Origin of the sequence: Pseudomonas sp. DE0010, from assembly GCF_007680745.1 — a bacterium.
Lineage (GTDB): Bacteria > Pseudomonadota > Gammaproteobacteria > Pseudomonadales > Pseudomonadaceae > Aquipseudomonas > Aquipseudomonas parafulva_B.
The window spans coordinates 64,563-89,320 of record NZ_VEJQ01000010.1; the positions used below are offsets into that span (position 1 = coordinate 64,563).

General features: G+C 61.1%; 20 protein-coding genes. 14 read left to right on the forward strand and 6 right to left on the reverse strand.

The window, feature by feature from the left end:
- The first annotated feature begins 60 nt into the window (after positions 1–60).
- The 7 genes from FS767_RS09910 to FS767_RS09940 all read left to right on the forward strand — a co-directional run bounded on the left by FS767_RS09910 (position 61) and on the right by FS767_RS09940 (position 10,617).
- Complete coding sequence (locus FS767_RS09910; RefSeq protein ID WP_144965078.1) at positions 61–2,892, forward strand: 2-oxoglutarate dehydrogenase E1 component; 2,832 nt, start codon at positions 61–63, stop codon at positions 2,890–2,892.
- A 42-nt stretch (positions 2,893–2,934) separates the two neighbouring features.
- On the forward strand, positions 2,935–4,155 hold the full coding sequence (gene odhB / locus FS767_RS09915) for a 2-oxoglutarate dehydrogenase complex dihydrolipoyllysine-residue succinyltransferase (RefSeq protein WP_144965080.1): 1,221 nt from the start codon (positions 2,935–2,937) through the stop codon (positions 4,153–4,155).
- A 94-nt stretch (positions 4,156–4,249) separates the two neighbouring features.
- On the forward strand, positions 4,250–5,686 hold the full coding sequence (lpdA, locus tag FS767_RS09920; protein WP_144965082.1) for a dihydrolipoyl dehydrogenase: 1,437 nt from the start codon (positions 4,250–4,252) through the stop codon (positions 5,684–5,686).
- Between the two features lie 172 nt (positions 5,687–5,858).
- Positions 5,859–7,025: an ADP-forming succinate--CoA ligase subunit beta gene (gene sucC / locus FS767_RS09925; protein WP_023533614.1), complete on the forward strand. Its 1,167-nt coding sequence runs from the start codon at positions 5,859–5,861 to the stop codon at positions 7,023–7,025.
- The gene (gene sucD / locus FS767_RS09930; protein ID WP_004376004.1) at positions 7,025–7,909 is read left to right on the forward strand and encodes a succinate--CoA ligase subunit alpha; all 885 of its coding nucleotides are present in this window, start codon (positions 7,025–7,027) and stop codon (positions 7,907–7,909) included. Before sucC ends, sucD begins: the two co-directional genes overlap by 1 nt.
- 408 nt (positions 7,910–8,317) lie before the next feature.
- The gene (gene brnQ / locus FS767_RS09935; protein ID WP_144965084.1) at positions 8,318–9,631 is read left to right on the forward strand and encodes a branched-chain amino acid transport system II carrier protein; all 1,314 of its coding nucleotides are present in this window, start codon (positions 8,318–8,320) and stop codon (positions 9,629–9,631) included.
- Between the two features lie 236 nt (positions 9,632–9,867).
- A complete protein-coding gene (locus FS767_RS09940; protein ID WP_144965086.1) occupies positions 9,868–10,617 on the forward strand; it encodes a DUF599 domain-containing protein in 750 nt (249 codons plus the stop codon).
- Positions 10,618–10,684: 67 nt separating this feature from the next.
- Here FS767_RS09940 and FS767_RS09945 read toward each other — a convergent pair whose 3' ends face one another.
- Positions 10,685–10,960 carry a hypothetical protein gene (locus FS767_RS09945; RefSeq protein WP_023533594.1) on the reverse strand — a complete coding sequence of 92 codons (276 nt, stop codon included), beginning with the start codon at positions 10,958–10,960 and terminating at the stop codon, positions 10,685–10,687.
- A gap of 432 nt (positions 10,961–11,392) precedes the next feature.
- On the opposite strand from FS767_RS09945, the gene htpG reads away from it, so the two are divergent.
- The 3 genes from htpG to FS767_RS09960 all read left to right on the forward strand — a co-directional run bounded on the left by htpG (position 11,393) and on the right by FS767_RS09960 (position 15,201).
- A complete protein-coding gene (gene htpG, locus FS767_RS09950) occupies positions 11,393–13,297 on the forward strand; it encodes a molecular chaperone HtpG (protein ID WP_058602670.1) in 1,905 nt (634 codons plus the stop codon).
- Positions 13,298–13,362: 65 nt separating this feature from the next.
- Complete coding sequence (locus FS767_RS09955) at positions 13,363–14,088, forward strand: dienelactone hydrolase family protein (RefSeq protein ID WP_144965088.1); 726 nt, start codon at positions 13,363–13,365, stop codon at positions 14,086–14,088.
- A gap of 108 nt (positions 14,089–14,196) precedes the next feature.
- The gene (locus FS767_RS09960; protein ID WP_144965090.1) at positions 14,197–15,201 is read left to right on the forward strand and encodes an amidohydrolase family protein; all 1,005 of its coding nucleotides are present in this window, start codon (positions 14,197–14,199) and stop codon (positions 15,199–15,201) included.
- Between the two features lie 94 nt (positions 15,202–15,295).
- On the opposite strand, the gene fabB is transcribed toward FS767_RS09960, so the two are convergent.
- From fabB to FS767_RS09985, 5 genes are all read right to left on the reverse strand, one after another.
- Entirely contained in the window at positions 15,296–16,516 is a 1,221-nt protein-coding gene (gene fabB / locus FS767_RS09965) for a beta-ketoacyl-ACP synthase I (protein ID WP_058639738.1), read from the reverse strand.
- 11 nt (positions 16,517–16,527) lie between these two features.
- On the reverse strand, positions 16,528–17,043 hold the full coding sequence (gene fabA / locus FS767_RS09970; protein ID WP_144965092.1) for a 3-hydroxyacyl-[acyl-carrier-protein] dehydratase FabA: 516 nt from the start codon (positions 17,041–17,043) through the stop codon (positions 16,528–16,530).
- 207 nt (positions 17,044–17,250) lie between these two features.
- Positions 17,251–19,182 (reverse strand): ATP-binding protein, encoded by a 1,932-nt coding sequence (locus FS767_RS09975; protein ID WP_144965094.1) that lies wholly within the window; start codon positions 19,180–19,182, stop codon positions 17,251–17,253.
- Positions 19,179–20,069: an ABC transporter substrate-binding protein gene (locus tag FS767_RS09980; RefSeq protein ID WP_144965096.1), complete on the reverse strand. Its 891-nt coding sequence runs from the start codon at positions 20,067–20,069 to the stop codon at positions 19,179–19,181. The genes FS767_RS09975 and FS767_RS09980 overlap by 4 nt, the downstream gene beginning before the upstream one ends.
- Positions 20,069–22,183, reverse strand: a complete 2,115-nt coding sequence (locus FS767_RS09985; RefSeq protein WP_144965098.1) for a TonB-dependent siderophore receptor — start codon at positions 22,181–22,183, stop codon at positions 20,069–20,071. Before FS767_RS09985 ends, FS767_RS09980 begins: the two co-directional genes overlap by 1 nt.
- 201 nt (positions 22,184–22,384) lie before the next feature.
- On the opposite strand from FS767_RS09985, the gene FS767_RS09990 reads away from it, so the two are divergent.
- The 4 genes from FS767_RS09990 (at position 22,385) to FS767_RS10005 (ending at position 24,756) form a co-directional block, all read left to right on the forward strand.
- Positions 22,385–23,410, forward strand: coding sequence for an NAD(P)H-dependent glycerol-3-phosphate dehydrogenase (locus tag FS767_RS09990; protein ID WP_058602677.1), 1,026 nt, complete (start codon positions 22,385–22,387; stop codon positions 23,408–23,410).
- 36 nt (positions 23,411–23,446) lie between these two features.
- Positions 23,447–23,794 (forward strand): DUF4389 domain-containing protein, encoded by a 348-nt coding sequence (locus FS767_RS09995; RefSeq protein ID WP_144965100.1) that lies wholly within the window; start codon positions 23,447–23,449, stop codon positions 23,792–23,794.
- Complete coding sequence (gene sixA, locus FS767_RS10000) at positions 23,791–24,249, forward strand: phosphohistidine phosphatase SixA (protein WP_144965102.1); 459 nt, start codon at positions 23,791–23,793, stop codon at positions 24,247–24,249. Before FS767_RS09995 ends, sixA begins: the two co-directional genes overlap by 4 nt.
- A gap of 132 nt (positions 24,250–24,381) precedes the next feature.
- The gene (locus tag FS767_RS10005) at positions 24,382–24,756 is read left to right on the forward strand and encodes a hypothetical protein (protein ID WP_144965205.1); all 375 of its coding nucleotides are present in this window, start codon (positions 24,382–24,384) and stop codon (positions 24,754–24,756) included.
- The last annotated feature ends 2 nt before the right edge of the window (positions 24,757–24,758 follow it).

The following is a 24,758-nucleotide window of genomic DNA, read 5'->3' on the forward strand; positions in this document are numbered from 1 at the left end:
GGACCGTTCCAGGTTTTCATGGCTCTCGCCGATCAGTCCCCTAATCGAGGGTGACCAAGCATGCAAGAAAGCGTGATGCAGCGCATGTGGGAAAGCGCCCACCTTTCAGGTGGTAACGCTGCATATGTGGAAGAGCTCTACGAACTCTACCTGCACGACCCTAACGCTGTGCCAGAAGAGTGGCGCACCTACTTCCAGAAGTTGCCCGCCGACGGCAGCACCGCTACCGACGTATCGCACTCCACGATCCGCGATCATTTCGTACTGCTGGCAAAGAACCAGCGCCGCGCCCAGCCGGTATCTGCCGGGAGCGTGAGCAGTGAACACGAGAAGAAGCAGGTTGAAGTGCTGCGACTGATCCAGGCCTATCGTATGCGCGGCCATCAGGCTGCCAAGCTCGACCCCTTGGGGTTGTGGCAGCGCCCTGCGCCCGTAGACCTGTCGATCAATCACTACGGCTTGACCAATGCCGATCTTGATACGACCTTCCGTGCCGGCGACCTGTTCATCGGCAAAGAGGAGGCGAGCCTACGCGACATCCTCGATGCGCTCCAGAAGACATATTGTCGCACCATTGGCGCCGAGTTCACCCACATCGTCGATTCCGAGCAGCGCAGCTGGTTCCAGCAGCGCCTGGAAAGCGTGCGTGGCCGTCCTGAATTCTCCGCCGACGTGCAGTCCCACCTGCTCGAGCGCGTCACTGCAGGCGAAGGCCTGGAGAAATACCTGGGGACCAAGTACCCGGGCACCAAGCGTTTCGGCCTGGAAGGTGGCGAAAGCCTGATCCCGATGCTGGACGAAATGATCCAGCGCTCCGGCTCCTACGGCACCAAAGAAGTCGTCATCGGCATGGCCCACCGTGGTCGCCTGAACGTGCTGGTCAATACCTTCGGCAAGAACCCGCGCGAGCTGTTCGACGAGTTCGAAGGTAAGAAGATGAACGAGCTGGGCTCCGGTGACGTGAAGTATCACCAGGGCTTCTCTTCGAACGTGATGACCCCAGGCGGCGAAGTCCACCTGGCCATGGCGTTCAACCCGTCCCACCTTGAAATCGTGTCGCCTGTGGTCGAAGGCTCGGTGCGCGCCCGTCAGGATCGCCGCAACGACAGCGTTGGCGACAAGGTGCTGCCTATCTCCATTCACGGCGACGCGGCCTTCGCAGGCCAGGGCGTGGTGATGGAAACCTTCCAGATGTCGCAGACCCGCGGTTTCAAGACCGGCGGTACCGTGCACATCGTGATCAACAATCAGGTTGGCTTCACCATCAGCAACCCGCTCGATGCGCGCTCGACCGAGTATGCCACCGACGTGGCCAAGATGATTCAGGCGCCGATCCTGCACGTCAATGGCGACGATCCGGAAGCCGTGTTGTTCGTCACCCAGCTGGCCGTCGACTACCGCATGCAGTTCAAGCGTGACGTGGTCATCGACCTGGTTTGCTACCGTCGCCGCGGTCACAACGAGGCCGACGAGCCCAACGGCACCCAGCCGCTGATGTACCAGCAGATCACCAAGCAGCGCACCACCCGCGAGCTGTACGCCGAAGCCCTCATCCAGGCAGGCCGCATCGACGCCGAGCGCGCCCAGTCCAAGATCGACGACTACCGCAGTGCGCTGGACAACGGCCTGCATGTGGTCAAGAGCCTGGTCAAGGAGCCGAACCGCGAGTTGTTCGTGGACTGGCGCCCCTACCTGGGTCACGCCTGGACGGCTCGCCACGACACCCGCTTCGACCTCAAGACCCTGCAGGAGCTGTCGGCAAAACTGCTGGAGCTGCCTGAAGGTTTCGTGGTCCAGCGTCAGGTCGCCAAGATCTACGAAGATCGCCAGAAGATGCAAGCCGGTGGCCTGCCGATCAACTGGGGCTACGCCGAGACCATGGCCTACGCCACGCTGCAGTTCGAAGGGCACCCGATCCGCATGACCGGCCAGGACATCGGACGCGGCACCTTCTCCCACCGTCACGCGGTGCTGCACAACCAGAAGGATGCCAGCACCTACGTACCGCTGAAGAACCTGTACCCGGGCCAGCCACGCTTCGAACTGTACGACTCCTTCCTGTCCGAGGAAGCGGTACTGGCATTCGAGTACGGCTACTCCACCACCACGCCGAACGCGTTGGTGATCTGGGAAGCCCAGTTCGGCGACTTCGCCAACGGTGCGCAAGTGGTGATCGACCAGTTCATCACCAGTGGCGAGCACAAGTGGGGCCGTCTGTGCGGCTTGACCATGCTGTTGCCGCACGGCTATGAAGGCCAAGGCCCAGAGCACTCCTCGGCGCGCCTGGAGCGTTACCTGCAGATGTGTGCAGAGCAGAACATCCAGGTCTGCGTGCCGACCACGCCGGCGCAGATCTACCACCTGTTGCGTCGTCAGGTCATTCGCCCGCTGCGCAAGCCGCTGATCGTGCTCACGCCCAAGTCGCTGCTGCGTCACAAGCTCGCCGTCTCGACGCTGGAAGACCTGGCGGAAGGTTCGTTCCAGACCGTCATTCCGGAAATCGACACCCTCGATCCGGCCAAGGTCGAGCGCCTGGTGCTGTGTGGTGGCAAGGTCTACTACGACCTGCTGGAAAAACGTCGTGCCGAAGGCCGCGAAGACCTTGCGATCGTGCGTATCGAGCAGTTGTATCCGTTCCCGGAAGACGATCTGGTCGAAATCCTGGCGCCGTACACCAACCTCAAGCACGCGGTCTGGTGTCAGGAAGAGCCGATGAACCAGGGCGCCTGGTACAGCAGCCAGCACCACATGCGTCGTATCCTGGGCCGCCACAACAAGGCGCTGAACCTGGAATACGCCGGTCGCGAGGCTTCTGCCGCGCCAGCCTGTGGTTACGCTTCCAAGCACGCCGAGCAGCAGGAACGACTGCTGCAAGACGCGTTCACTGTTTAACGCCTTCGCGCATCTGAAACCGAATTTAAGGAAACACTGATAATGGCTATCGAGATCAAAGCCCCAACCTTCCCGGAATCGGTTGCCGACGGCACCGTTGCCACCTGGCACAAGCAGCCAGGCGACGCCGTCAAGCGGGACGAGCTGATCGTCGACATCGAGACCGACAAGGTCGTACTGGAAGTGCTGGCCACTGCCGACGGCGTGTTGGGTGACATCGTCAAGGGCGAGGGCGATACCGTCCTGTCCGACGAAGTGCTGGGTTCGATCGTGGAGGGCGGCGCTGCTGCCGCTGCACCTGCTGCTGCGCCTGCCCAGGCCGCCGCACCGGCCGCCGCCGCTGCCGACGCCAGTGAAGACGACCCGGTCGCTGCCCCTGCTGCCCGCAAGCTGGCAGAAGAAAATGGCATCGACCTGGCCAGCGTGTCGGGTACCGGTAAAGGCGGTCGCGTGACCAAGGAAGATGTGGTCGCTGCCGTTGCCAATAAAAAGTCGGCGCCTGCCCCGGCGGCCAAGCCTGCCGCTGCAGCACCGGCACCAGTCGTGACCGCCGCTGGCGATCGTACCGAGAAGCGTGTGCCGATGACCCGTCTGCGCGCCAAGATCGCCGAGCGCCTGGTCGAAGCCCAGTCCAACATGGCCATGCTGACCACCTTCAACGAAGTCGACATGACCGAAGTCATGGCCCTGCGTTCGAAGTACAAGGACCTGTTCGAGAAGACCCACAACGGTGTGCGCCTGGGCTTCATGTCGTTCTTCGTCAAGGCTGCGACCGAAGCGCTCAAGCGCTTCCCGGCTGTCAACGCCTCGATCGACGGCAACGACATCGTCTATCATGGTTACGCGGACGTCGGTGTAGCGGTCTCCAGCGACCGTGGCCTGGTGGTCCCGGTACTGCGCAACGCCGAGTCCATGAGCCTGGCCGAAATCGAGAACGGCATCGCCACCTTCGGCAAGAAAGCCCGTGACGGCAAGCTGGCCATCGAAGAAATGACCGGTGGCACCTTCACCATCACCAACGGTGGTACCTTCGGTTCGATGATGTCGACGCCGATCGTCAACCCACCACAAGCCGCGATCCTGGGCATGCACAACATCATCCAGCGCCCGATGGCCATCAATGGCCAAGTGGTGATTCGCCCGATGATGTACCTGGCGCTGTCCTACGATCACCGCCTGATCGACGGCAAGGAAGCGGTGACCTTCCTGGTGACCATCAAGAACCTGCTGGAAGATCCGTCCCGCCTGCTGCTGGACATCTAATCGCGCAGCTGTAAGCTGCGAGCGACAGGCTTCAGATCGAAGCCTGTCTGTCTTGCGGCTTGCAGCGGCCGCTTGAGCTAACAAGGAATCTTTTATGACCCAGAAATTCGACGTGGTAGTGATTGGTGCCGGTCCTGGCGGCTATGTAGCTGCTATCAAGGCCGCCCAACTTGGTCTGAAGACTGCCTGCATCGAGAAGTACACCGACGCCGAGGGCAAGCTGGCCCTGGGCGGCACTTGCCTTAACGTAGGCTGCATTCCTTCCAAGGCGCTGCTGGACAGCTCCTGGAAATACAAGGAAGCCAAAGAGAGCTTCAACGTCCACGGTATCTTCACTGGCGAAGTGAAGATGGACGTACCGGCGATGGTTGGCCGCAAGGCAGGCATCGTCAAGAACCTGACCGGCGGTGTCGCCACCCTGTTCAAGGCCAACGGCGTGACCTCCATCCAGGGCCACGGCAAGCTGCTGGCGGGCAAGAAGGTCGAAGTGACCAAGGCTGACGGCACCAGCGAAGTCATCGAAGCGGATAACGTCATCCTGGCTTCCGGCTCGCGCCCGATCGACATTCCGCCGGCCCCGGTCGACCAGAATGTGATCGTCGACTCCACCGGCGCCCTGGAATTCCAAGCCGTGCCCAAGCGCCTTGGCGTGATCGGTGCTGGCGTGATCGGCCTGGAACTGGGTTCGGTATGGGCGCGCCTGGGCGCAGAAGTGACCGTGCTCGAAGCCCTGGACACCTTCCTGATGGCTGCCGACACCGCTGTCTCCAAGGAAGCCCAGAAGGTCCTGACCAAGCAAGGCCTGGACATCAAGCTGGGTGCGCGCGTCACCGGTTCCAAGGTCAACGGCGACGAAGTCGAAGTGACCTACACCAACGCCGAAGGCGAGCAGAAGATCACCTTCGACAAGCTGATCGTTGCCGTGGGCCGTCGTCCAGTGACCACCGATCTGCTGGCTGCCGACAGCGGTGTGAACATCGACGAGCGTGGCTACATCTACGTCGATGACCAGTGCGCGACCAGCGTGCCGGGCGTCTACGCCATTGGTGACGTGGTGCGTGGCCTGATGCTGGCGCACAAGGCCTCGGAAGAGGGCATCATGGTCGTCGAGCGCATCAAGGGTCACAAGGCCCAGATGAACTACGACCTGATCCCATCGGTCATCTACACCCACCCGGAAATCGCGTGGGTCGGCAAGACCGAACAGTCCTTGAAGGCCGAGGGTGTAGAGGTTAACGTGGGCACCTTCCCGTTCGCGGCCAGCGGCCGTGCGATGGCGGCCAACGATACCGGTGGTTTCGTCAAGGTCATCGCCGATGCCAAGACCGACCGCGTACTGGGTGTGCACGTGATTGGCCCATCGGCTGCCGAACTGGTACAGCAGGGCGCAATCGCAATGGAATTCGGCACCAGTGCCGAGGACCTGGGCATGATGGTCTTCAGCCATCCAACCCTGTCCGAAGCGTTGCACGAAGCAGCGCTGGCGGTGAATGGCGGTGCCATTCACGTCGCCAACCGTAAGAAGCGTTAATCATAAGAAACCACGGCGGGCTGCCCGTCGTGAGTCTTGCGTGCATGACTCACCGCGGAAAGTCCGCCGGACCGGATCACATGGGATAACCCGGGGTCAACGGTCACAGGTGGTGCGGCGCCAGTGATGGCGCAGCGCCGAAGCGCAGTACCTAACGAAGACGGTAAAAAGCATGAATCTTCACGAGTATCAGGGTAAGCAGCTGTTCGCTGAGTACGGCCTGCCAGTTTCCAAGGGTTTCGCGGTCGACACCCCTGAAGAAGCGGCAGAAGCCTGCGACAAGATCGGCGGGAACGAGTGGGTCGTCAAAGCCCAGGTTCACGCTGGTGGTCGCGGCAAAGCGGGCGGCGTCAAGCTGGTTCGCAGCAAGGAAGACGCCAAGGCGTTCGCTGCACAGTGGTTGGGCAAGAATCTGGTCACCTACCAGACCGATGCCAACGGTCAGCCCGTCTCCAAGATTCTGGTCGAATCCTGCACCGACATCGCCAAAGAGCTGTACCTGGGCGCTGTGGTCGATCGTTCGAGCCGCCGCATCGTGTTCATGGCCTCCACCGAAGGTGGCGTGGACATCGAGAAAGTCGCTCACGACACACCTGAAAAAATCCTCAAGGCCACTATCGATCCACTGGTCGGCGCTCAGCCTTTCCAAGGTCGCGAGCTGGCGTTCCAGCTGGGTCTGGAAGGCAAGCAAGTGCAACAGTTCGCCAAGATCTTCGTGGGCCTGGCCAAGCTGTTCAAGGATCACGATCTGGCCCTGCTGGAAGTGAACCCGCTGGTGATCAAGGCCGACGGCGACTTGCACTGCCTCGATGCCAAGATCAACATCGATGCCAACGCCATGTACCGTCAGCCCAAGCTGAAAACCTTCCACGACCCGTCCCAGGACGATGCCCGTGAAGCCCACGCTGCCAAGTTCGAACTGAACTACGTTGCCCTGGAAGGCAACATCGGCTGCATGGTCAACGGTGCTGGCCTGGCCATGGGTACCATGGACATCGTCAACCTGCATGGCGGCAAGCCAGCCAACTTCCTCGACGTGGGCGGCGGTGCTACCAAGGAACGCGTTACCGAAGCGTTCAAGATCATTCTGTCCGACAGCAATGTCGCGGCCGTTCTGGTCAACATCTTCGGCGGCATCGTTCGCTGCGACATGATTGCCGAAGGCATCATCGGTGCTGTGAAGGAAGTCGGCGTGAAGGTGCCGGTCGTCGTTCGCCTTGAAGGCAACAACGCCGAACTGGGCGCTAAAGTACTGGCAGAAAGCGGTTTGAACATCATTGCTGCAACCAGCCTGACCGACGCTGCTCAACAAGTTGTCAAAGCTGCGGAGGGCAAGTAATGAGCGTCCTGATCAATAAAGACACCAAAGTCATCTGCCAGGGCTTCACCGGCTCGCAGGGTACTTTCCACTCCGAACAAGCCATCGCCTACGGCACCAAGATGGTCGGCGGCGTCACTCCAGGCAAGGGTGGCACCACCCACCTGGGCCTGCCGGTGTTCAACACCGTCAAGGAAGCCGTTGAGGCGACCGGCGCCGATGCTTCGGTCATCTACGTACCAGCGCCGTTCTGCAAGGACTCGATCCTGGAAGCAGCGTTTGGCGGCATCAAGCTGATCGTGTGCATTACCGAAGGCATTCCGACCCTGGACATGCTGGACGCCAAGGTCAAGTGCGACGAGCTGGGCGTGACCCTGATCGGCCCTAACTGCCCAGGCGTCATCACGCCGGGCGAGTGCAAGATCGGCATCATGCCTGGTCACATTCACTTGCCAGGCAAGGTCGGTATCGTGTCGCGCTCCGGCACCCTGACCTACGAAGCTGTCAAGCAGACCACCGACGCCGGCTTCGGCCAGTCGACCTGTGTCGGCATCGGCGGTGACCCGATCCCGGGCTCCAACTTCATCGACATCCTGAAGCTGTTCCAGGAAGACCCGAAGACCGAAGCGATCGTCATGATCGGTGAGATCGGCGGTTCGGCTGAAGAAGAAGCCGCAGCCTACATCAAGGCCAACGTCACCAAGCCTGTCGTTTCCTACATCGCCGGTGTTACCGCACCTGCGGGCAAGCGCATGGGCCACGCTGGCGCCATCATTTCGGGCGGCAAGGGCACTGCAGACGAGAAGTTCGCAGCCCTGCAGGACGCAGGTGTCAAAACCGTGCGTTCGCTGGCTGACATCGGCAAGGCCTTGGCCGAGCTGACCGGTTGGGAAGTGAAGAAGTAATACTGCTGCACCCCCCACGCGCACAAAGGCCACCTTAGGGTGGCCTTTGTCGTATATGGACGCCGATTAATCTGGCGAAGATTTGCTCGTCAGGATGGGGGACCAAAGGGATTAGGTTTTTTCGATAGCTGTGATAGGAATTTTCGTACATACACCCTGTTCAGCCAGCGGATAATACCGATTGTTCCGTTCACGCAGACGACAATGACGTACGCACATCGGACAACACGCACTGTGCCAGTGCGTTTAAAGGGTAAAACGGTTAATCTACGCGACTATTTTGTGCCCGTGCCCCAAAAGGGAACGACACGCTAAACGGGTCTGGCCTACCAAGCCGGGCAGCATTTCCCTCACCCATGGGGAAATCCCCTCACGAATCCCGATTTCAGCAGTGTGGTACTACCTTAAATGAAAGTTCTCAAAGGCCAGGATATCCTGGCGCTTGGCTTTATGACGTTCGCGCTTTTCGTAGGCGCTGGCAATATCATCTTTCCGCCCATCGTCGGCCTGCAATCCGGCCCGCACGTGTGGATGGCTGCGCTAGGCTTTTTGGTCACGGCGGTAGGGCTGCCTGTGATCACCGTGGTCGCCCTGGCCAAGGTCGGCGGCGGCATGGATGCGCTGAGCAGCCCGATCGGCAAGTTCTTTGGTGGCCTGCTGGCCGCCGTTTGCTACCTATCGGTCGGCCCCTTGTTTGCAACACCGCGTACCGCGACGGTATCGTTCGAAGTGGGTGTAGCGCCGTTGACGGGTGAAAGCCCGCTGGCGCTGTTCATCTACAGCCTGGTCTACTTCATCGTGGTGTTGGCGGTGTCGATGTACCCTGGCAAGCTGCTGGATACCGTGGGTCGGTTCCTGGCACCGCTCAAGATCATCGCGCTGGCCGTGCTTGGCATCGCGGCCTTCGCCTTGCCAGCGGGCACCATTGGCGAGGCGCAGCCTGCCTATGCTGCTGCCGCGTTCTCCAAGGGCTTCTCCGACGGCTACCTGACCATGGATACGCTCGGGGCGCTGGTATTTGGCATCGTCATCGTCAACGCCATCCGCTCGCGCGGCGTGGAGTCGCCCAAGTTGATCACGCGCTATGCCATCATTGCCGGGTTGATTGCAGGTGTTGGTCTGGCGCTGGTGTATATCAGCCTGTTCCGCCTGGGCGCCGGTAGCCACGAAATCGCGGCAGGGGCGAGCAACGGGGCGGCCGTGCTGCACGCCTATGTGCAGCATACCTTCGGCTCGTTGGGCAGCGGCTTCCTGGCCGTGTTGATCGCACTGGCGTGCCTGGTGACTGCCGTGGGCTTGACCTGCGCCTGTGCCGAGTACTTCAGCCAGATCCTGCCGTTGTCCTACCGCGCGCTGGTCGTGATCCTGGCAGGCTTCTCGCTGCTGGTGTCCAACCTCGGGCTGACCAAGCTGATCATGTTCTCGATCCCTGTGCTCACCGCCATCTACCCGCCGTGCATCGTCGTGGTGGGGCTGAGCTTCGTGAACGAGCTGTGGAACTCGCCAACGCGCATCCTCGGCCCGGTGATGCTGGTCTCGTTGCTGTTCGGCATGGTAGATGCCGTCAAAGGCAGCAGCATCGCCCACGTGCTCCCGGACTTCATGGCTCACTTGCCCTTGAGTGATCAGGGCCTGGCTTGGCTGGTGCCGTCGGTGGTGACCTTGGTGGGTGCAGTGGTATGCGATCGCATGCTCGGCAAGCCCCGCCAGGCCATGGCATGAGTTGCTAAGCCCAGGGTCCGGCATCGGCCACAAGCCACGGGATGCTGGACCCACCGCTTGGCACTGCAAGCCCCGCATTCGCAAGGATGCGGGGCTTTTGTTCGTATGCACCTTGGCAAACGGCGCAAGCGAGCCGCCTTGGAAATTATTCGCCGGAGTTCGCGTGCCTTTTGCGGCTTGCCAGCGTCGAAAGACGGTCTTTATGCTTTCGGCACATGGCACCTACGGATCTCTGCATGAACTTCATCCTGAGCAATCTCAATAACCTTATAGCGGCATGCTGGTTCGTGCTGTGCTGGGGCGGCTATACGCGCTATGCCATCTGGAAGGGGCGGGACACCGCATGCCTGGCCAGCGTGTTGCATTTGTACCGTGAAGACTGGATGCGCAGGATGCTTCTGCGTGACAACCGCATTGCCGATGCCAGTGTCATCGGCAACCTGGAACGCAACGCCTCCTTTTTCGCCTCCAGCACCCTGATCATTCTGGCGGGTATTTTGACTGTGCTGGGGGCTTCCGACCGCGCACTATCGTTGCTGGCTGATCTGCCGCTGGTGCAGCAGGCATCCCAGGGCATGTCGGAGATCAAGTTGCTGTGCCTGGCCACGGTGTTCGTGTATGCCTTCTTCACGTTCAGCTGGTGCATGCGTCAATACAACTTCGCTGCCGTACTGGTGGGCTCGGCGCCCATGATCGGCGAGCGTCAGGTAAGCGAACTAGAGCGCAAGGCCTTCGCCTTGAGGGCGGCCAGGGTGCTGTCATTGGCGGCCAACCAATTCAACTTCGGGCTGCGCGCTTATTACTTCGGCATGGCCATGTTGAGCTGGTTTATCAACCCCTGGTTGTTCATGGCGGTAAGTGTAGGGGTTGTGCTGATCCTTTATCGCCGCGAGTTCCATTCAGACGTGCTTGACGTCATGGTGTTCACCCCCACCGAAAGTTCGACAGGCGAGTTGCATGCCTCACAGTCCACGTTGCCTAACTGAAACGATTAGTCCACGAATGACAGGCATAAAAAAACCCGACAGTGTCGGGTTTTTTTGTTCGGTTCGATTACTGCTTGGCAGGATCGGCCGGAGTAGTGGTGGTTGCTGGCGTGGCTGGTGCAGCCTCTTCGGCAGCCTTGCGATTGGCTTCGGCCTGGTCTTGGGCAGCTTCGGCGTTTTCCTTGGCAGCGTCGTTCATCTTGTCCTGTGCGTCACCCATCTTCTCCTGGGCTTCTTCACGGTGTTCTTGTGCGTCCTGGGCTTTGTCTTCGCTCGCTTTATCGCAAGCAGCCAGGCCCATGGCAGCAGCCAGCATCAGAGCAAAAGCAAATGGTTTACGCATGAGGGTGTCTCTCCTTGGTGGAATAAGTTGACTTGATGCTTCGAGTCGGGCCCTGCTGGATTAGTTCCACGGTCATTACGCAGATATTAAATATCTTGAAACTGAACTTCCGGCCATGGCGAGTGTTTCGCACTAAGGCGGGTTATCGGCCGCGGGCAACTGCAACTCAGCCGGTATGGCAGTGCACGGCAGGTCCGTACATGCACGTCCCTTCGTTGCGTCAGTATCGGCACCCGTCTGAATGTGGAAACGATACACCGCCTGCGGCAAGCAGGCGGCAAAGCAGCTCGCCACGACCCGCTCGGATTTGAAGATCGAATCGGGCAAGCCCTTGAAATCAATTCGGCAGCCCCCATCTGCATGACATCCGCCGCCAACGCAGCCACCCATGCCGCTTGGCGACCACTGTCATCTGATCGGAGTTTGAAGAACATGAGCGTGGAGACTCAAAAAGAAACGCTGGGCTTCCAGACCGAGGTAAAGCAACTGCTGCACCTCATGATCCATTCCTTGTACTCGAACAAGGAGATCTTCCTGCGCGAACTGATCTCCAACGCCTCCGACGCCTCCGATAAACTGCGTTTCGAGGCGCTGGCAAAGCCTGAACTGCTCGAAGGCGATGCGGACCTGAAGATTCGCCTGAGTTTCGACAAGGAGGCCGGTACGGTCACCCTCGAGGACAACGGCATCGGCATGAGCCGCGACGACGTCATCGCTCACCTGGGTACCATTGCCAAATCCGGCACTGCCGACTTCATGAAGAACCTCACCGGCGATCAGAAGAAAGACTCGCACCTGATCGGTCAGTTTGGCGTGGGCTTCTACTCGGCATTCATCGTGGCTGACCAGGTCGATGTCTACAGCCGTCGTGCGGGCCAGCCCGCCAGCGAAGGGGTGCACTGGTCGTCAAAGGGCGAGGGCGAGTTTGAAGTTGCGACCATCGACAAGCCTGAGCGCGGTACCCGCATTGTTCTGCACCTGAAAAAGGACGAGCTGGAATTCGCCGATGGCTGGCGCCTGCGCAACGTGGTCAAGAAGTACTCCGATCACATTGCCCTGCCAATTCAGTTGCCCAAGGAACAGACAGCAGCCGAAGGCGAAGAGCAGCCAGCCCAAGAGTGGGAAACCGTCAACCGTGCAAGCGCCCTGTGGACCCGTCCGCGTACCGAGATCAAGGACGAGGAATATCAGGAGTTCTACAAGCACATCGGCCATGACTTCGAAAACCCGTTGGCCTGGAGCCATAACAAGGTCGAAGGCAAGCTTGAATACAACTCGCTGCTGTACGTGCCTGCCCGCGCCCCGTTCGACCTGTACCAGCGCGAAGCGCCGCGTGGCTTGAAGCTGTACGTTCAGCGCGTGTTCATTATGGATCAGGCCGAGTCGTTCCTGCCGCTTTACCTGCGCTTCATCAAGGGTGTCGTGGACTCCAACGACTTGTCGCTGAACGTGTCGCGGGAGATCTTGCAGAAAGACCCGATCATCGATTCGATGAAGACCGCGTTGACCAAGCGCGTGCTGGACATGCTTGAAAAACTATCCAAGAACGAGCCAGAGCAGTACAAGAGCTTCTGGAAGAACTTCGGTCAGGTGTTGAAAGAGGGCCCGGCCGAAGACTTTGCCAACAAGGAAAAGATCGCTGGCCTGTTGCGCTTCGCGTCTACCCACGACGAAAGCGGCGAGCAGAGCGTGTCGCTGGCCGACTACCTGGCCCGCGCCAAGGAAGGCCAGGACAAGATCTACTACCTCACCGGCGAGTCCTACGCGCAGGTCAAGAACAGCCCGCACCTCGAAGTCTTCCGCAAGAAAGGCATCGAAGTGTTGCTGCTGACCGATCGCATCGACGAGTGGCTGATGAGCTACCTGAACGAATTCGACGGCAAGGCGTTCGTGGATGTGGCCCGTGGCGATCTGGACCTGGGCAAGCTGGATACCGAAGAAGACAAGAAAGCCCAGGAAGAAGTCGCCAAGGATAAGGAAGGCCTGGTAGAGCGCCTGAAAAGCGCATTGGGCGAAAACGTCGCCGAGGTCCGCGTCTCCCATCGCCTGACGGATTCGCCAGCCATTCTGGCCATCGGCGAGCAGGACCTGGGGCTGCAGATGCGCCAGATCCTGGAAGCCAGCGGCCAGAAAGTGCCCGATTCCAAACCCATCTTCGAGTTCAACCCGACCCACCCGCTGATCGAGAAGCTCGATCACGAACAGAGTGAGGACCGCTTCGCCGAGCTGTCGCACATTCTGTTCGACCAGGCCGCGCTGGCAGCCGGTGACAGTCTGAAAGACCCCGCAGCCTACGTGCGGCGCCTGAACAAGCTGTTGGTCGAGTTGTCTGCTTGAATTGACGTATGGCTAAAGCCCGCTTCGGCGGGCTTTTTTCATGGTGCAGCCTTAAGGAGTACAGCATGAGCAAAGTAGTCGTCGAATCACTGGTCCACCACCTGTCCGGCAAGACCTTCGAGAGCCGTTTGGCCTATGAGCCCGGCGCCCTGGGTCGGCCTGGCCTGGTGATGGCGCCCAACTGGATGGGCGTGACAGAAGGGGCCGAGCGCATTGCCAAGGAAGTGGCAGCGCAAGGTTATGTGGTGCTGCTCGTCGATCTCTATGGTCAGACCGTTCGCCCGGCGAATGCCGATGAGGCGGGCACTGCAATGATGCCGCTCAAAAACGACCGCGGCGAGTTGCGCAGGCGCATGGAAGGCGCCCTTGCGCAGTTGCTGGGCCAGTCCAAGGCGCCACTTAGCCCCGGCAAGGTGGCGACCTTCGGGTTCTGCTTCGGGGGATGCTGTGCGCTCGAACTGGCGCGTGCGGGGGCTGATCTGCGTGCAGCGATCTCCTTCCACGGCACACTGGACACGCCTGACCCTGAGGATGCCAAACGCATCAAGGGCTCGGTCCTGGTGCTACATGGCGCATCCGACCCCTTGGTGCCCCAAGAGCAGCTCCCGGCGTTCGAAGACGAAATGAACGCCGCCAAAGTCGATTGGCAACTGGTGAGCTATGGCGGTGCGGTGCATTCGTTCACTGACCCGGATGCCAACGTGCCTGGCAAGACGCAGTACGACCGGCGCACCTCCGAGCGGGCCTTCCGCGCAATGCACAACCTGCTGGCCGAGGTATTCCAGCGCTAGCGCGCACGTGACCGGAGCGAGTGCCAGCGCTGCGTAGATGGCAGGGCTGGCGAACCGCACGCTGCGCTTGCAGGTCTAGTAGGTTTGCCCATTACAAGGAAGCCAACCATGATCGCCAGAGCACTGGCCTGCGTAGCGTTGACCGCCTGGCTTGGCCCAGGTGCGGAGGCCCGTGAATACCGCTACAGCGATGCGCACCTGCATTACGTGGATTTCTTCCAGGAATCCGAAGGTATGCCGGCGCTGCTCAGGGCCATGGACGCTGCAGGCATCGATCAGTCGATGATCTCCGGCATACCCGTTGCCAAGAAATGGCATGAAGACGAGCCCAAGCGCCCCCGCTATTACGCCGGCGACGATGCCGACGCCTATTGGTACAGTGCCACCGATACTTTCGTGGCAGCGGCGCTGCAGCAGTTGTCGGGCGAACAGCGCAAGCGATTTCACCCCTTCCTGACCGGCTTCAATCCAGTCGACAAGAATGCCGTCAGCCATATCGAGCGCATGCTCGACCTTTATCCAGGCCTCTGGCAGGGTATCGGCGAGGTATTCACCCGTCACGATGACCTGACGGCGTTGACCAGCGGTGAAACCCCGCGTGCCAACAACGAAGCCATGACGCGGGTCTATCACCTGGCCGCCGAGCGCGACCTGCCGGTGCTGTTACATTCCAATATCACCTCCAAGCGCGAGCGTAACCCTTTGTACTTGGCCGAGATCGAAGAGCCCCTGCGCAATCATCCGCATACGCGCTTCATCTGGGCACACGCTGGCAGCAGCATGGAAATTCACCGGCACCAGACACGGATGGATTTTCTGCTGCCCGTGCTGACGCGATTGCTCGAAGATTACCCGAACCTGTACGTGGACCTGTCGTGGAGTGTGCTCAAGCCCTACCTGCTCGATGAGCAAGGCGTCCCACGCGAAGCCTGGCTGGCGCTGGTAAAGCGATATCCGACGCGGTTCATGCTGGGCTCGGATGTGGTCGGCCGCTTCGATAGCCTGGGGGAGGAGATGGACAGTTTCAGGCCATTTCTGGATGCCTTGCCCGAGGACGTGGCCAGGCGCGTGGCCAAGGACAACTTCCTGGCTGTACTGCCCAAGGGGAAATGACACAGGTCGCGTCGTGCCCAACGGGATCTTTTTTACAACGTAAATGAAAACGCCCCGAACCAGTCGGGGCGTTTTCTATTGGCGCGTCAGCGAATCACTTGCCTTCCCAGCGCTTGAGCACCAGGGTGGCATTGGTGCCGCCGAAACCGAAGCTGTTGCTCATGACCGTATCGATCTTGGCATTTTCTTCGGTCTTGCGCAGGATCGGCAAGTCAGCGACCGCCGGGTCCAGTTCGTCGATGTTGGCCGAGCCGGCGATGAAGTTGTTCTCCATCATCAGCAGGCAGTAGATCGCCTCGTGTACACCGGCAGCCCCCAGGGAGTGACCGGACAAGCTCTTGGTCGAGCTGATCTTCGGTGCATTTTCGCCGAACACTTCACGAACGCCCTTCATTTCGGCAACGTCGCCCACTGGGGTAGAGGTGCCGTGGGTGTTCAGGTAGTCGATCGGCGTATCGACGGTCGACAGCGCCTGCTGCATGCAGCGGATGGCGCCTTCGCCGCTTGGCGCGACCATGTCATAGCCGTCGGAAGTGGCGCCATAGCCGACGATCTCGGCGTAAATCTTGGCGCCACGGGCCAGGGCATGTTCCAGCTCTTCGACCACCACCATGCCACCGCCTCCGGCGATGACGAAGCCATCTCGGTCTGCGTCATAGGCACGCGAGGCCAGTTCCGGGGTTTCGTTGCGCTTGGTCGACAGGGCGCCCATGGCATCGAACAGGAACGACTGGCTCCAGTGCTCTTCTTCACCGCCGCCTGCAAACACGATGTCCTGCTTGCCCCACTGGATCTGCTCCAGTGCAGTACCAATGCAGTGGGCCGATGTAGCGCATGCAGAAGAGATCGAGTAGTTGATGCCCTTGATCTTGAACGGCGTCGCCAGGCACGCCGAAACGGTGCTGCCCATGGTGCGGGTAACCCGGTAGGGGCCTACACGCTTGACGCCTTTTTCGCGCAGGGTATCCAGCGCTTCCATCTGGTTCAGGGTCGATGCACCACCGGAGCCGGCAACCAGGCCGGTACGTGGGCTGGAGACTTGCTCTTCGGTCAGGCCCGAGTCCTTGATGGCGTCCTGCATCGCCAGATAGGCGTAAGCAGCCGCATGCCCGACGAAACGGAAGACCTTGCGGTCGATCAGTTCCTCGAGATTGAGGTCGATGGAGCCGGAAACCTGGCTACGCAGCCCCATTTCCTTGTATTCCGGGTTGTAACGGATACCCGGACGGCTGTTGCGCAGGTTTTCGGTGACGGTAGCTTTGTCATTGCCCAGGCACGACACGATGCCCAGACCAGTGATAACGACGCGGCGCATGCGAATAACCCTTAGAAGTTGTCAGTGGAGGTGAACACGCCGACCCGCAGGCCTTCGGCGGTGTAGATCTCGCGGCCATCGACACTGACCGAACCATCGGCGATGGCCATGTTCAGCTTGCCTTTGAGCACGCGCTTGATGTGAATGTTGTAGGTGACTTTCTTGGCGGTGGGCAGCACCTGGCCGAAGAACTTCACTTCACCGGAACCCAGTGCACGACCGCGGCCCGGCAGGCCTTGCCAGCCCAGGAAAAAGCCGACCAGCTGCCACATGGCATCGAGGCCCAGGCACCCTGGCATCACGGGGTCGCCTTCGAAATGGCAGGCAAAAAACCAAAGATCAGGATTGATGTCCAGCTCGGCGACCAATTCACCTTTGCCGTACTTACCGCCTTCTTCACTGATGTGGGTGATGCGATCGACCATCAGCATGTTCGGCGCGGGCAGTTGCGCATTACCTGGGCCGAACAGCTCACCGCGACTGCAGCGCAGCAGGTCTTCCCGAGTAAAGGCGTGTTGTTTGGTCATGCGAGCTCCTCAATAACCCCCTGCGGCAGGGGATGAATCTTCCCGGCCGGCCCGTCACGCATCGCGAGCGGGGCGGCAGCCTACAGGTAGACTATTGCGTTGTAGTGAAAGTCACAGCGCACCTGTCGAAAGAAGTACAGGTGTGCACTGAAACGTCTATTTTCAGGTCCGAAAGGAGTCCTGTCCAGTGTTTAAGACTGCCGCACTTTAGCATTTATCGCCAGTCGCGGTTGCCTGTCCTGGCAGCCAGCGCGCCAGCACCTGCTGCAATTCACTGCGGCGCAGGGGTTTGCTCAGGTAGTCATCCATCCCTGCGGCAAGACACCGTTCGCGGTCACCCTGCAACGCATTGGCGGTCAGGGCGATGATCGGTACGTGCGCGCCGTTTGTCAGCAGGCGCAATTGGCGCGTGGCCTCGTAACCGTCCATGTAGGGCAGGCCACAGTCCATGAAAACGGCGGCGAAATGCTGCTGCCTGACCTGCTCCACGGCCTGCTGGCCGTCATCGGCCGTGCTCACCTCAACGCCCAAGCTGCGCAACATGGCCTCGGTGACGCTCTGGTTGACGGCATTGTCTTCGACCAGCAATACCCTGGTGGGTTCGGTCCAGGCAAGCTGGCCGGGCGGCGCAACGCGGCGGGCCTGGCGCGTCAATGCTGGCAATGCCAGGGGCATCTCCAGCGTAAAGGTCGAGCCATGGCCTTCGAGGCTCTGGCCATGCAGGTGCCCACCCATGCGTTCGGCCAGGGTGCGCGCGATGGACAGGCCCAAGCCGGTGCCGCCGTAGCGACGGGAAATCGAGCTGTCGGCCTGCTGGAACGCGACGAACATCATCTCCAGGCGATCGTTGTCGATGCCAATGCCCGTGTCCTGCACGCTGCATGTCAGCCAGATTCGCTGCTCATCCATCACCTGCCAACGGGCCTCGACCCGCACCTGCCCCTGTTCGGTGAACTTCAGGGCATTACCGATCAGGTTCAGGAGAATCTGCCGGATCCGGGTAGGGTCGCCGTTCACCTGCAACTGGGCAGTGTTCTCGGCCAGGCTCAAGTCCAGCGCCAGCCCTTGTTGCTGCGCTGCATGCTGGAATGACTGGACGCAGTGGGTGATGAGCTCGCCGAGGTTGAAATCGATGTGCTCGAGCTGCAAGGCCGCCCGTTCAATCCGCGAGAAATCGAGGATGTCATTGATGACCCGCAACAGATGCCCCGTCGACTCGCTCGCCACTGCGGTGTAGTCGGCCTGCTCGCTGCTCATCGAGGTGGTTTCGAGCAATTGCAGCATGCCCAGTACACCGTTGAGCGGTGTGCGCAGCTCGTGGCTCATCATGGCCAGGAAATCGGACTTGGCGCGGTTGGCCTGCTCGGCTTCCTCGCGTGCCTGGATCAGCTCGGCAATGGCTTTCTTCTGCTCGGTACTGGCCTGCTCCAGCGCGCGGGCCAGATTATTGATGTGCCGGGCCAGATGCCCCAGCTCGCTGTCGTCCACCACTGGAACGGGCGTATCGTAGTGGCCCTGCTGGATGGCCTTGACGGCATGGCCCATGTCGCTGATGGGTTTGGCCAGGCTCAGGGCCAGGCGGCGAGCCAGCAAGAACGTGAACAGCAGTGCGAACAACGCCAGCACGGCGGCCTTGATCACGATCTCCTGCTGACGCTGGCTGAACGCATCGTCCGACATGCCGACGATGACCCGGCCCAGGTAGTCATCGCCGATGGCCGGGGCAGCCGCCAGGCCTTCCTGAAGGAAATCGCTTTCGAGTCGAATCTGCTGCAGACGTATCGGCGCCTGAAACACCTCCACCTGCTGGGCGCGGTTGGTGCTTTCGTCAGACTGCTCGACGTACACCAAAATATGGTTGCGGCTGTCCTGCACCTCCAGAAAACGCACGTGGGGAATGCTCAGGGTGGCGCGCATCAGGCCTTCGAGCACTTCGTTGTTGCCTGAGATGACCCCGTATTCGGACGCGGGCGCAAGCTGGTTGGCAATCAATTGGCCGGTGTGGTTGAGCTCCTGACGCAAATCCTGGATGCGCACGAACGTGAAGAAGCTGATCAAAAGCAGCGTCAGCAACAACGCCGGGCCTAGGCTGATGATCTGTGTGCGCGTATGAATGTCCCAGTTCAGGCCCTTGGTCATGGGGTGCGCTCTCCAGCAGCCAGGGCTTGGGCGGCGGCATCGGGATCAATGGGCTCCAGGCCCAGCGCCCGTGCCACCTGCTGATTGCCGCTGACCCCGAAATGAGCTGGGTAGAGGCTGCGGGGCCAGCGCGCAGGCGGTTGCCCGAGCAAACTGTCGAGCACGCTCAGCCAATCTTGCTGGTCGCTGTAGGTGCTGGCCAGCGCGCCGGCACGGACGAATCCGGCATTGGGGCCAATCAAGGCCATTTGGCGGCCGTAACTGCTGAGCAACAGGTTTTTCGCTGTCTTGGAATTGTACAGGTCCGGATCATCGAGCCCGAGCAGCACGTCACTGCTGCCCAGAAGGTGTTGCAAGGGGCGGCTGTCACGCGGGTCGGGCCAAGCCTGTGCCACGATCTCCAGGCCAAGCGGTTGCGCGGCACGGCGCAGCTCATCCAGCAGAAACCCACTGTGTTCACCGTACAGCACCCCGATGCGCCTGGCTTGCGGCAACAGGTAGCGGGTCAGGCGCAGTTGCCGATCCAGCGGCGGGTCGCTCCACAGCAAGGTGAGAAACCCGGGGCGTGACTTTCCCAGGCGCTGTTCCACCTGCACCCGGCTGACCCTCATGGCCAGTGCCGGTGGCCCGGCGGTTTGCGACAGGCGCCATTGCAATGCCTCATCGTCCAGCAACACCAGGCGCAGGTCCAGGTTAAGCCGGCCCGGCGCAGGCAGCTCGCTGGCAGCCTGGAAATGCACGTGGTCATTGGGGCGTCGACTTTCCAGGGCAGCGATGAAGCTGCGGATGCCCGGCTGGTCCTGGGCGCCGACCAGCAGGATTTCGCTAGCGGACAACTGCCCCAATGGCCACAGCCATAGCACCAACAGGCGCAGCAACCGAACCATCAGAACTCCAGCTCCGCGCTCAGGCTAAGCCGATGCCGGCTGTCGTAGCGGTTCTGCACGGCGGTGGTGGGCTCATCATCCAGGCGTTGCTGCCACAGGGCTGCCAGTTCCAGGTTGCTCCCGTACACATGCCAACGCTTGGCCACGCGCAGGTCCAGGCGTTCGTAGCGGTACTGATTGAGGGCATCGTCTCCGTAGTAGAAAGCACCACTGGACCAGCCGTGGCCCCAGTCCCTCATCCAGCCAGCAGAGCCGCTGTTGCTGGCGCTGAGGTTGCGGTCGGCAGGATTGCTGGCCCAGGCGTCGACATGGGCGAAGGTCAAGCGCAGCCGGTCGCGCAGGGTAGGGCGCCAATCGAATTGGGCCTCGCTGCCGCTGAAGCGCGCGCGGTTCGCATTGCTGGCGATGTACTGGTTGTTCTTGAGCGGCTCGCTGATCATGCCGGTGATCTCATCAAAGAACACCTTAAGGTCCATGCTCAGGTCCAGGTCGCTGAAGTAGCCGTTGTAGCCCAGCTCACGCGAGCGCATGTGCTCCTGCTCCAGGTCGCCAGGGCCGCGGGTCTTGACGAAGTATTCGCCATGCTGCTGGCCGAAGGCGTAGGGCATCAGGTTCTTGACGGTGTAGCTCCAGTTGACGTTGTTTTCGAACATGTCAGGCGAACGTACCGCCTCGGAATAGACGGCGCGCAGGCCATGGCGCGGGGTGATCAGGTAATTGACCGCCAACCGTGGCGTAAGCGAGCTGCCAGAGAGCCGCGAATCCTCGAACATGGCGCCGCCCTGCACGATCCAGTGCTCGTCGGCTCGCCACTCCAGTTGCCCGAAAAGCCGCCAGGTCTGATCGTCCACGCTGCCATTGAAATAAGTCTGCGAGTCGGCACGATCATAGCGATAGTTCATACCGCTGAGCAGGCGCAGGCTGTCTGTGAGGCTGTAGGTGTCCTGGATTTCCAGGTCATAGCGGGTTTCACGCGTGCTCTGGTCGACATCGCCGCACACCACGTCACTGCCGCCCTGGTTGTTCCACTGCTCCTTGATCGCATCGACCAGGGCCTGCTCCTGAGGGTTGCTGCTGAGGGGCGGGTTGTTCGCGCCACGGGCTACCCGCTCGGCGTAGTTGGGGTTCATTTGCCAGAGACGGGTGAGTTCGGGGCTGAAGGACAACGCCGCGTCGCAGGCCCGCCACACTTGCTGGCGGTCGAAGTGCTGCGCCGAGCCCTGGACGTACAGGCTGTGTTCAGCGGCAAAGTCGATGTTCCAGCGCACCGAGCCTGCATAGTCCATGGCCTTGACGTCGGCATCCTTGCCGCGCTGGGTCACGAACGGGAACACTGGCTGGTAGGTATAGGGCCGCTGGTTGGTGCCTTCCTTGGCGGCCAGTTGCCAGTCCAGTGTCTGGTCCTGCGCCAGGGTATGGCTGGCGCTCAGGTTCAAGCGTGTGGCGCGGCGGCTGTCACGGTAGTGCTGGCCGAACTGGTCATGGTCGAAGCCGTCATCCTGCTGGCCCGACAGCGACAGACGCATATCGCCGTTGTCCCAGCCAAAGCCCTGGCTGGCATAGAAGTCGTCGATGCCGTTTTGCCCGCGCGTGACTTTCAGGCGCGTGCCGTGGCTGTCGGCAGGATTGCGGGTGAGGATGTTCACCACGGCCATCAGGGCATTGGCGCCATAGCTGACCGTGTTCGGCCCTCTGAATACCTCGATTCGGTCGATATCTTCCAGCGCCAGCGGGATATCGCTCCAGTCCACCGTCGCCAGCCCGGCCCGATACACCGAGCGGCCGTCGATCAGCACCTGCATGCGGCGCGCTTCGTTGACATTGCTGCCGTGGTAATTGACGGTCGGTTGATTGCCGGCCAAATAGCCCACCATCATCCCTGGCACGAGCCTGAGCAGCTCGGGGATATCACGCGCGCCGCTGGCCCGGATCAAGGCGCCGTCGAGCACGGTCATGCTCCCTGGCACCGCAGCCGGGGATTGTTTGAGGCGTGTTGCAGTCAAAACCTGTGGCAGGTCGCTGTTGTCGATGAACAAGTCATCTGCCAGCGCAGGTGTACCGAGCAGGGCGGTCAACAGCAATAGCCGCGGGTAGGGAGGCGAGCCAGGGAGCACGGAGCGGCCTTGTATCGTGGGTAAACCGGCATGGTAAATGAACTTTGCCGTTTTGCCAGTGATCTGCGGCGGTATTGATGCTGGCCGATCGGTGGGTATGCACCTGGCCTGGGCGAGCAATGCCCGACTGGCCTTGGCGCGGGGCAGGTGACCCGTATAATGCGCCGGTCGCCATTTATTTTAGGTGTTAACGGATTGGATATGACTGATCAGCAACCTGTTGCAGTTCTGGGCGGCGGCAGCTTCGGCACGGCCGTGGCAAACCTGCTGGCACAGAACGGTGTGCCAGTGCGCCAATGGATGCGCGACCCGGCACAGGCCCAGGCGATGCGCGAGCATCGCGAGAACCCGCGCTACCTCAAGGGCATTGGGCTGCACGAAGGGGTAGAGCCAGTCAATGACCTGCTGGCCACGCTCCAGGCCTGCGACCTGATTTTCGTGGCCTTGCCCTCCAGTGCCTTGCGCAGCGTATTGGCGCCCCATGCCGACCTGCTGCGTGGCAAAGGACTGGTCAGCCTCACCAAAGGGATCGAGGCCCAGACGTTCAAGCTGATGAGCCAGATCGTCGAGGAGATCGCCCCACAGGCGCGCATAGGTGTGCTCTCCGGGCCCAACCTTGCCCGGGAAATTGCCGAGCACGCCCTGACTGCCACTGTGGTGGCCAGCGAAGACGAGCGCCTGTGCCAACAGGTGCAGGCTGTGCTGCATGGCAGGACCTTCCGCGTGTATGCCAGCAGCGACCGTTTTGGCGTGGAACTCGGTGGCGCCCTGAAGAACGTCTACGCCATCATCGCTGGCATGGCCGTGGCGCTGGGCATGGGCGAGAACACCAAGAGCATGTTGATCACCCGCGCACTGGCCGAGATGACCCGCTTTGCGGTCAGCCAGGGCGCCAACCCCATGACCTTCCTGGGCCTGGCCGGCGTGGGCGACCTGATCGTCACCTGCTCCTCACCCAAGAGTCGTAACTACCAGGTGGGCTACGCGCTCGGCCAGGGGCTGAGCCTGGATGAGGCGGTGAGTCGGCTGGGGGAAGTGGCAGAGGGCGTCAACACCCTCAAGGTACTCAAGGCCAAGGCCCAGCAGGCGCAGGTGTACATGCCCCTGGTCGCCGGCCTGCATGCCATCCTGTTCGAAGGCCGCACGTTGAACCAGGTGATCGAGCACCTGATGAGCGCCGAGCCGAAGACCGATGTCGATTTCATTTCCACCAGCGGCTTCAACTGAACCCTGATAACCCTGGCAAACGGCAAGGAGCGACACATGAACGATACCCCTGAGCATGCCCAGCGCGAGTCCCTGATCCTGCGCGTGGTCTGGATGCTGGTTTTCCTGGTGGTCTGGCAATTGGCCGAGTTGCTGCTGGCCGGCCTGGTAGTAGTCCAGTTGATCTATCGACTGATCTACGGTGCGCCCAGCGCCAGCGTGATGGACGTTGGCGATAGCCTGAGCCAGTACCTGGCTCAGATCGGACGTTTCGGCACCTTCCATACCGATCAGAAGCCCTGGCCGTTTGCCGATTGGCCAGCACCAAGCCCGGCGGACGGCGAGGCGCCCCACGTGGCGCGCGCGCCTTCGCCTGCTGAACCTGACCAAGAGCCCAAGCTGTGAACCTGTGGGTGTTGCGCCATGGTGAAGCTGAGCCGCGAGCCACCCGCGATGCCGAGCGGCGCTTGACCGCGCACGGTCGCGAGCAGGTTCTGCACAGCGCTGCACACCTGGCAGGCAAGCCACTGCAGGCGATCATTGCCAGCCCTTATGTTCGGGCGCAGCAGACCGCTGCGTTGGTCCATGAGGCACTGGGGTTTAGCGAGCCGGTACGCACGGTGCCGTGGCTGACGCCCGAGAGCGATGTGCAACTCACGATCGGCCAGATTGAACGCCTTGGTCTGGATCACGTGCTGCTGGTCAGCCACCAGCCGTTGGTCGGCCACCTGGTCGGGTTGCTCGAGCACGGTCACCTGCAGCGGCCGGCCGCCATGGGCACGGCCAGCCTGGCGGAGCTAGAGGGGGATTGGCCCTTGGCGGGATTGATGACGCTGCGCGCCTTGCACATGTCCTGCTGATTGCCTGCGGTGGCTTCGTCATACAGGTTTGCAATGGAGGCAACTGGCATTTTTGTCAGTTGTTTCAATCGATTGCGACTTGCTAGCTTAGTCACGAAGAACATGCATAAGGTTGGGTCGATGACGGGCGAAATGTGGAAATTGTTGTGCTCGCTGAACCTGCAAACCACCACGGAGAAGGTCGAGCAAGGCATCGCCCTGGACCACGCCCAGCACAGCTTGCTGCGGGAGGTCGCCGACGCCAAGTTCTATCACCTGATGCGCAAGATCGAGGCGAACACGGCGCTTGAGGAAGGCCGACGTCAGCAAGCCGAGCAGGAACTGCTTGCCTTGCAGCTAGCCTGCACCCGCGTGGCCCACCTGATACAAACCAGCTGCCTGGCGCTGCGCAGATTGAATCTTGACGCTGAAGACCAGCGTCTGGCGCGCGAGGCGCTGGAAAGCCATCAAGCCTTCATCAAGGCGTGTCTGCGCCGCTCGCTGGGTAGCTTTGATCGATCGGCATGACC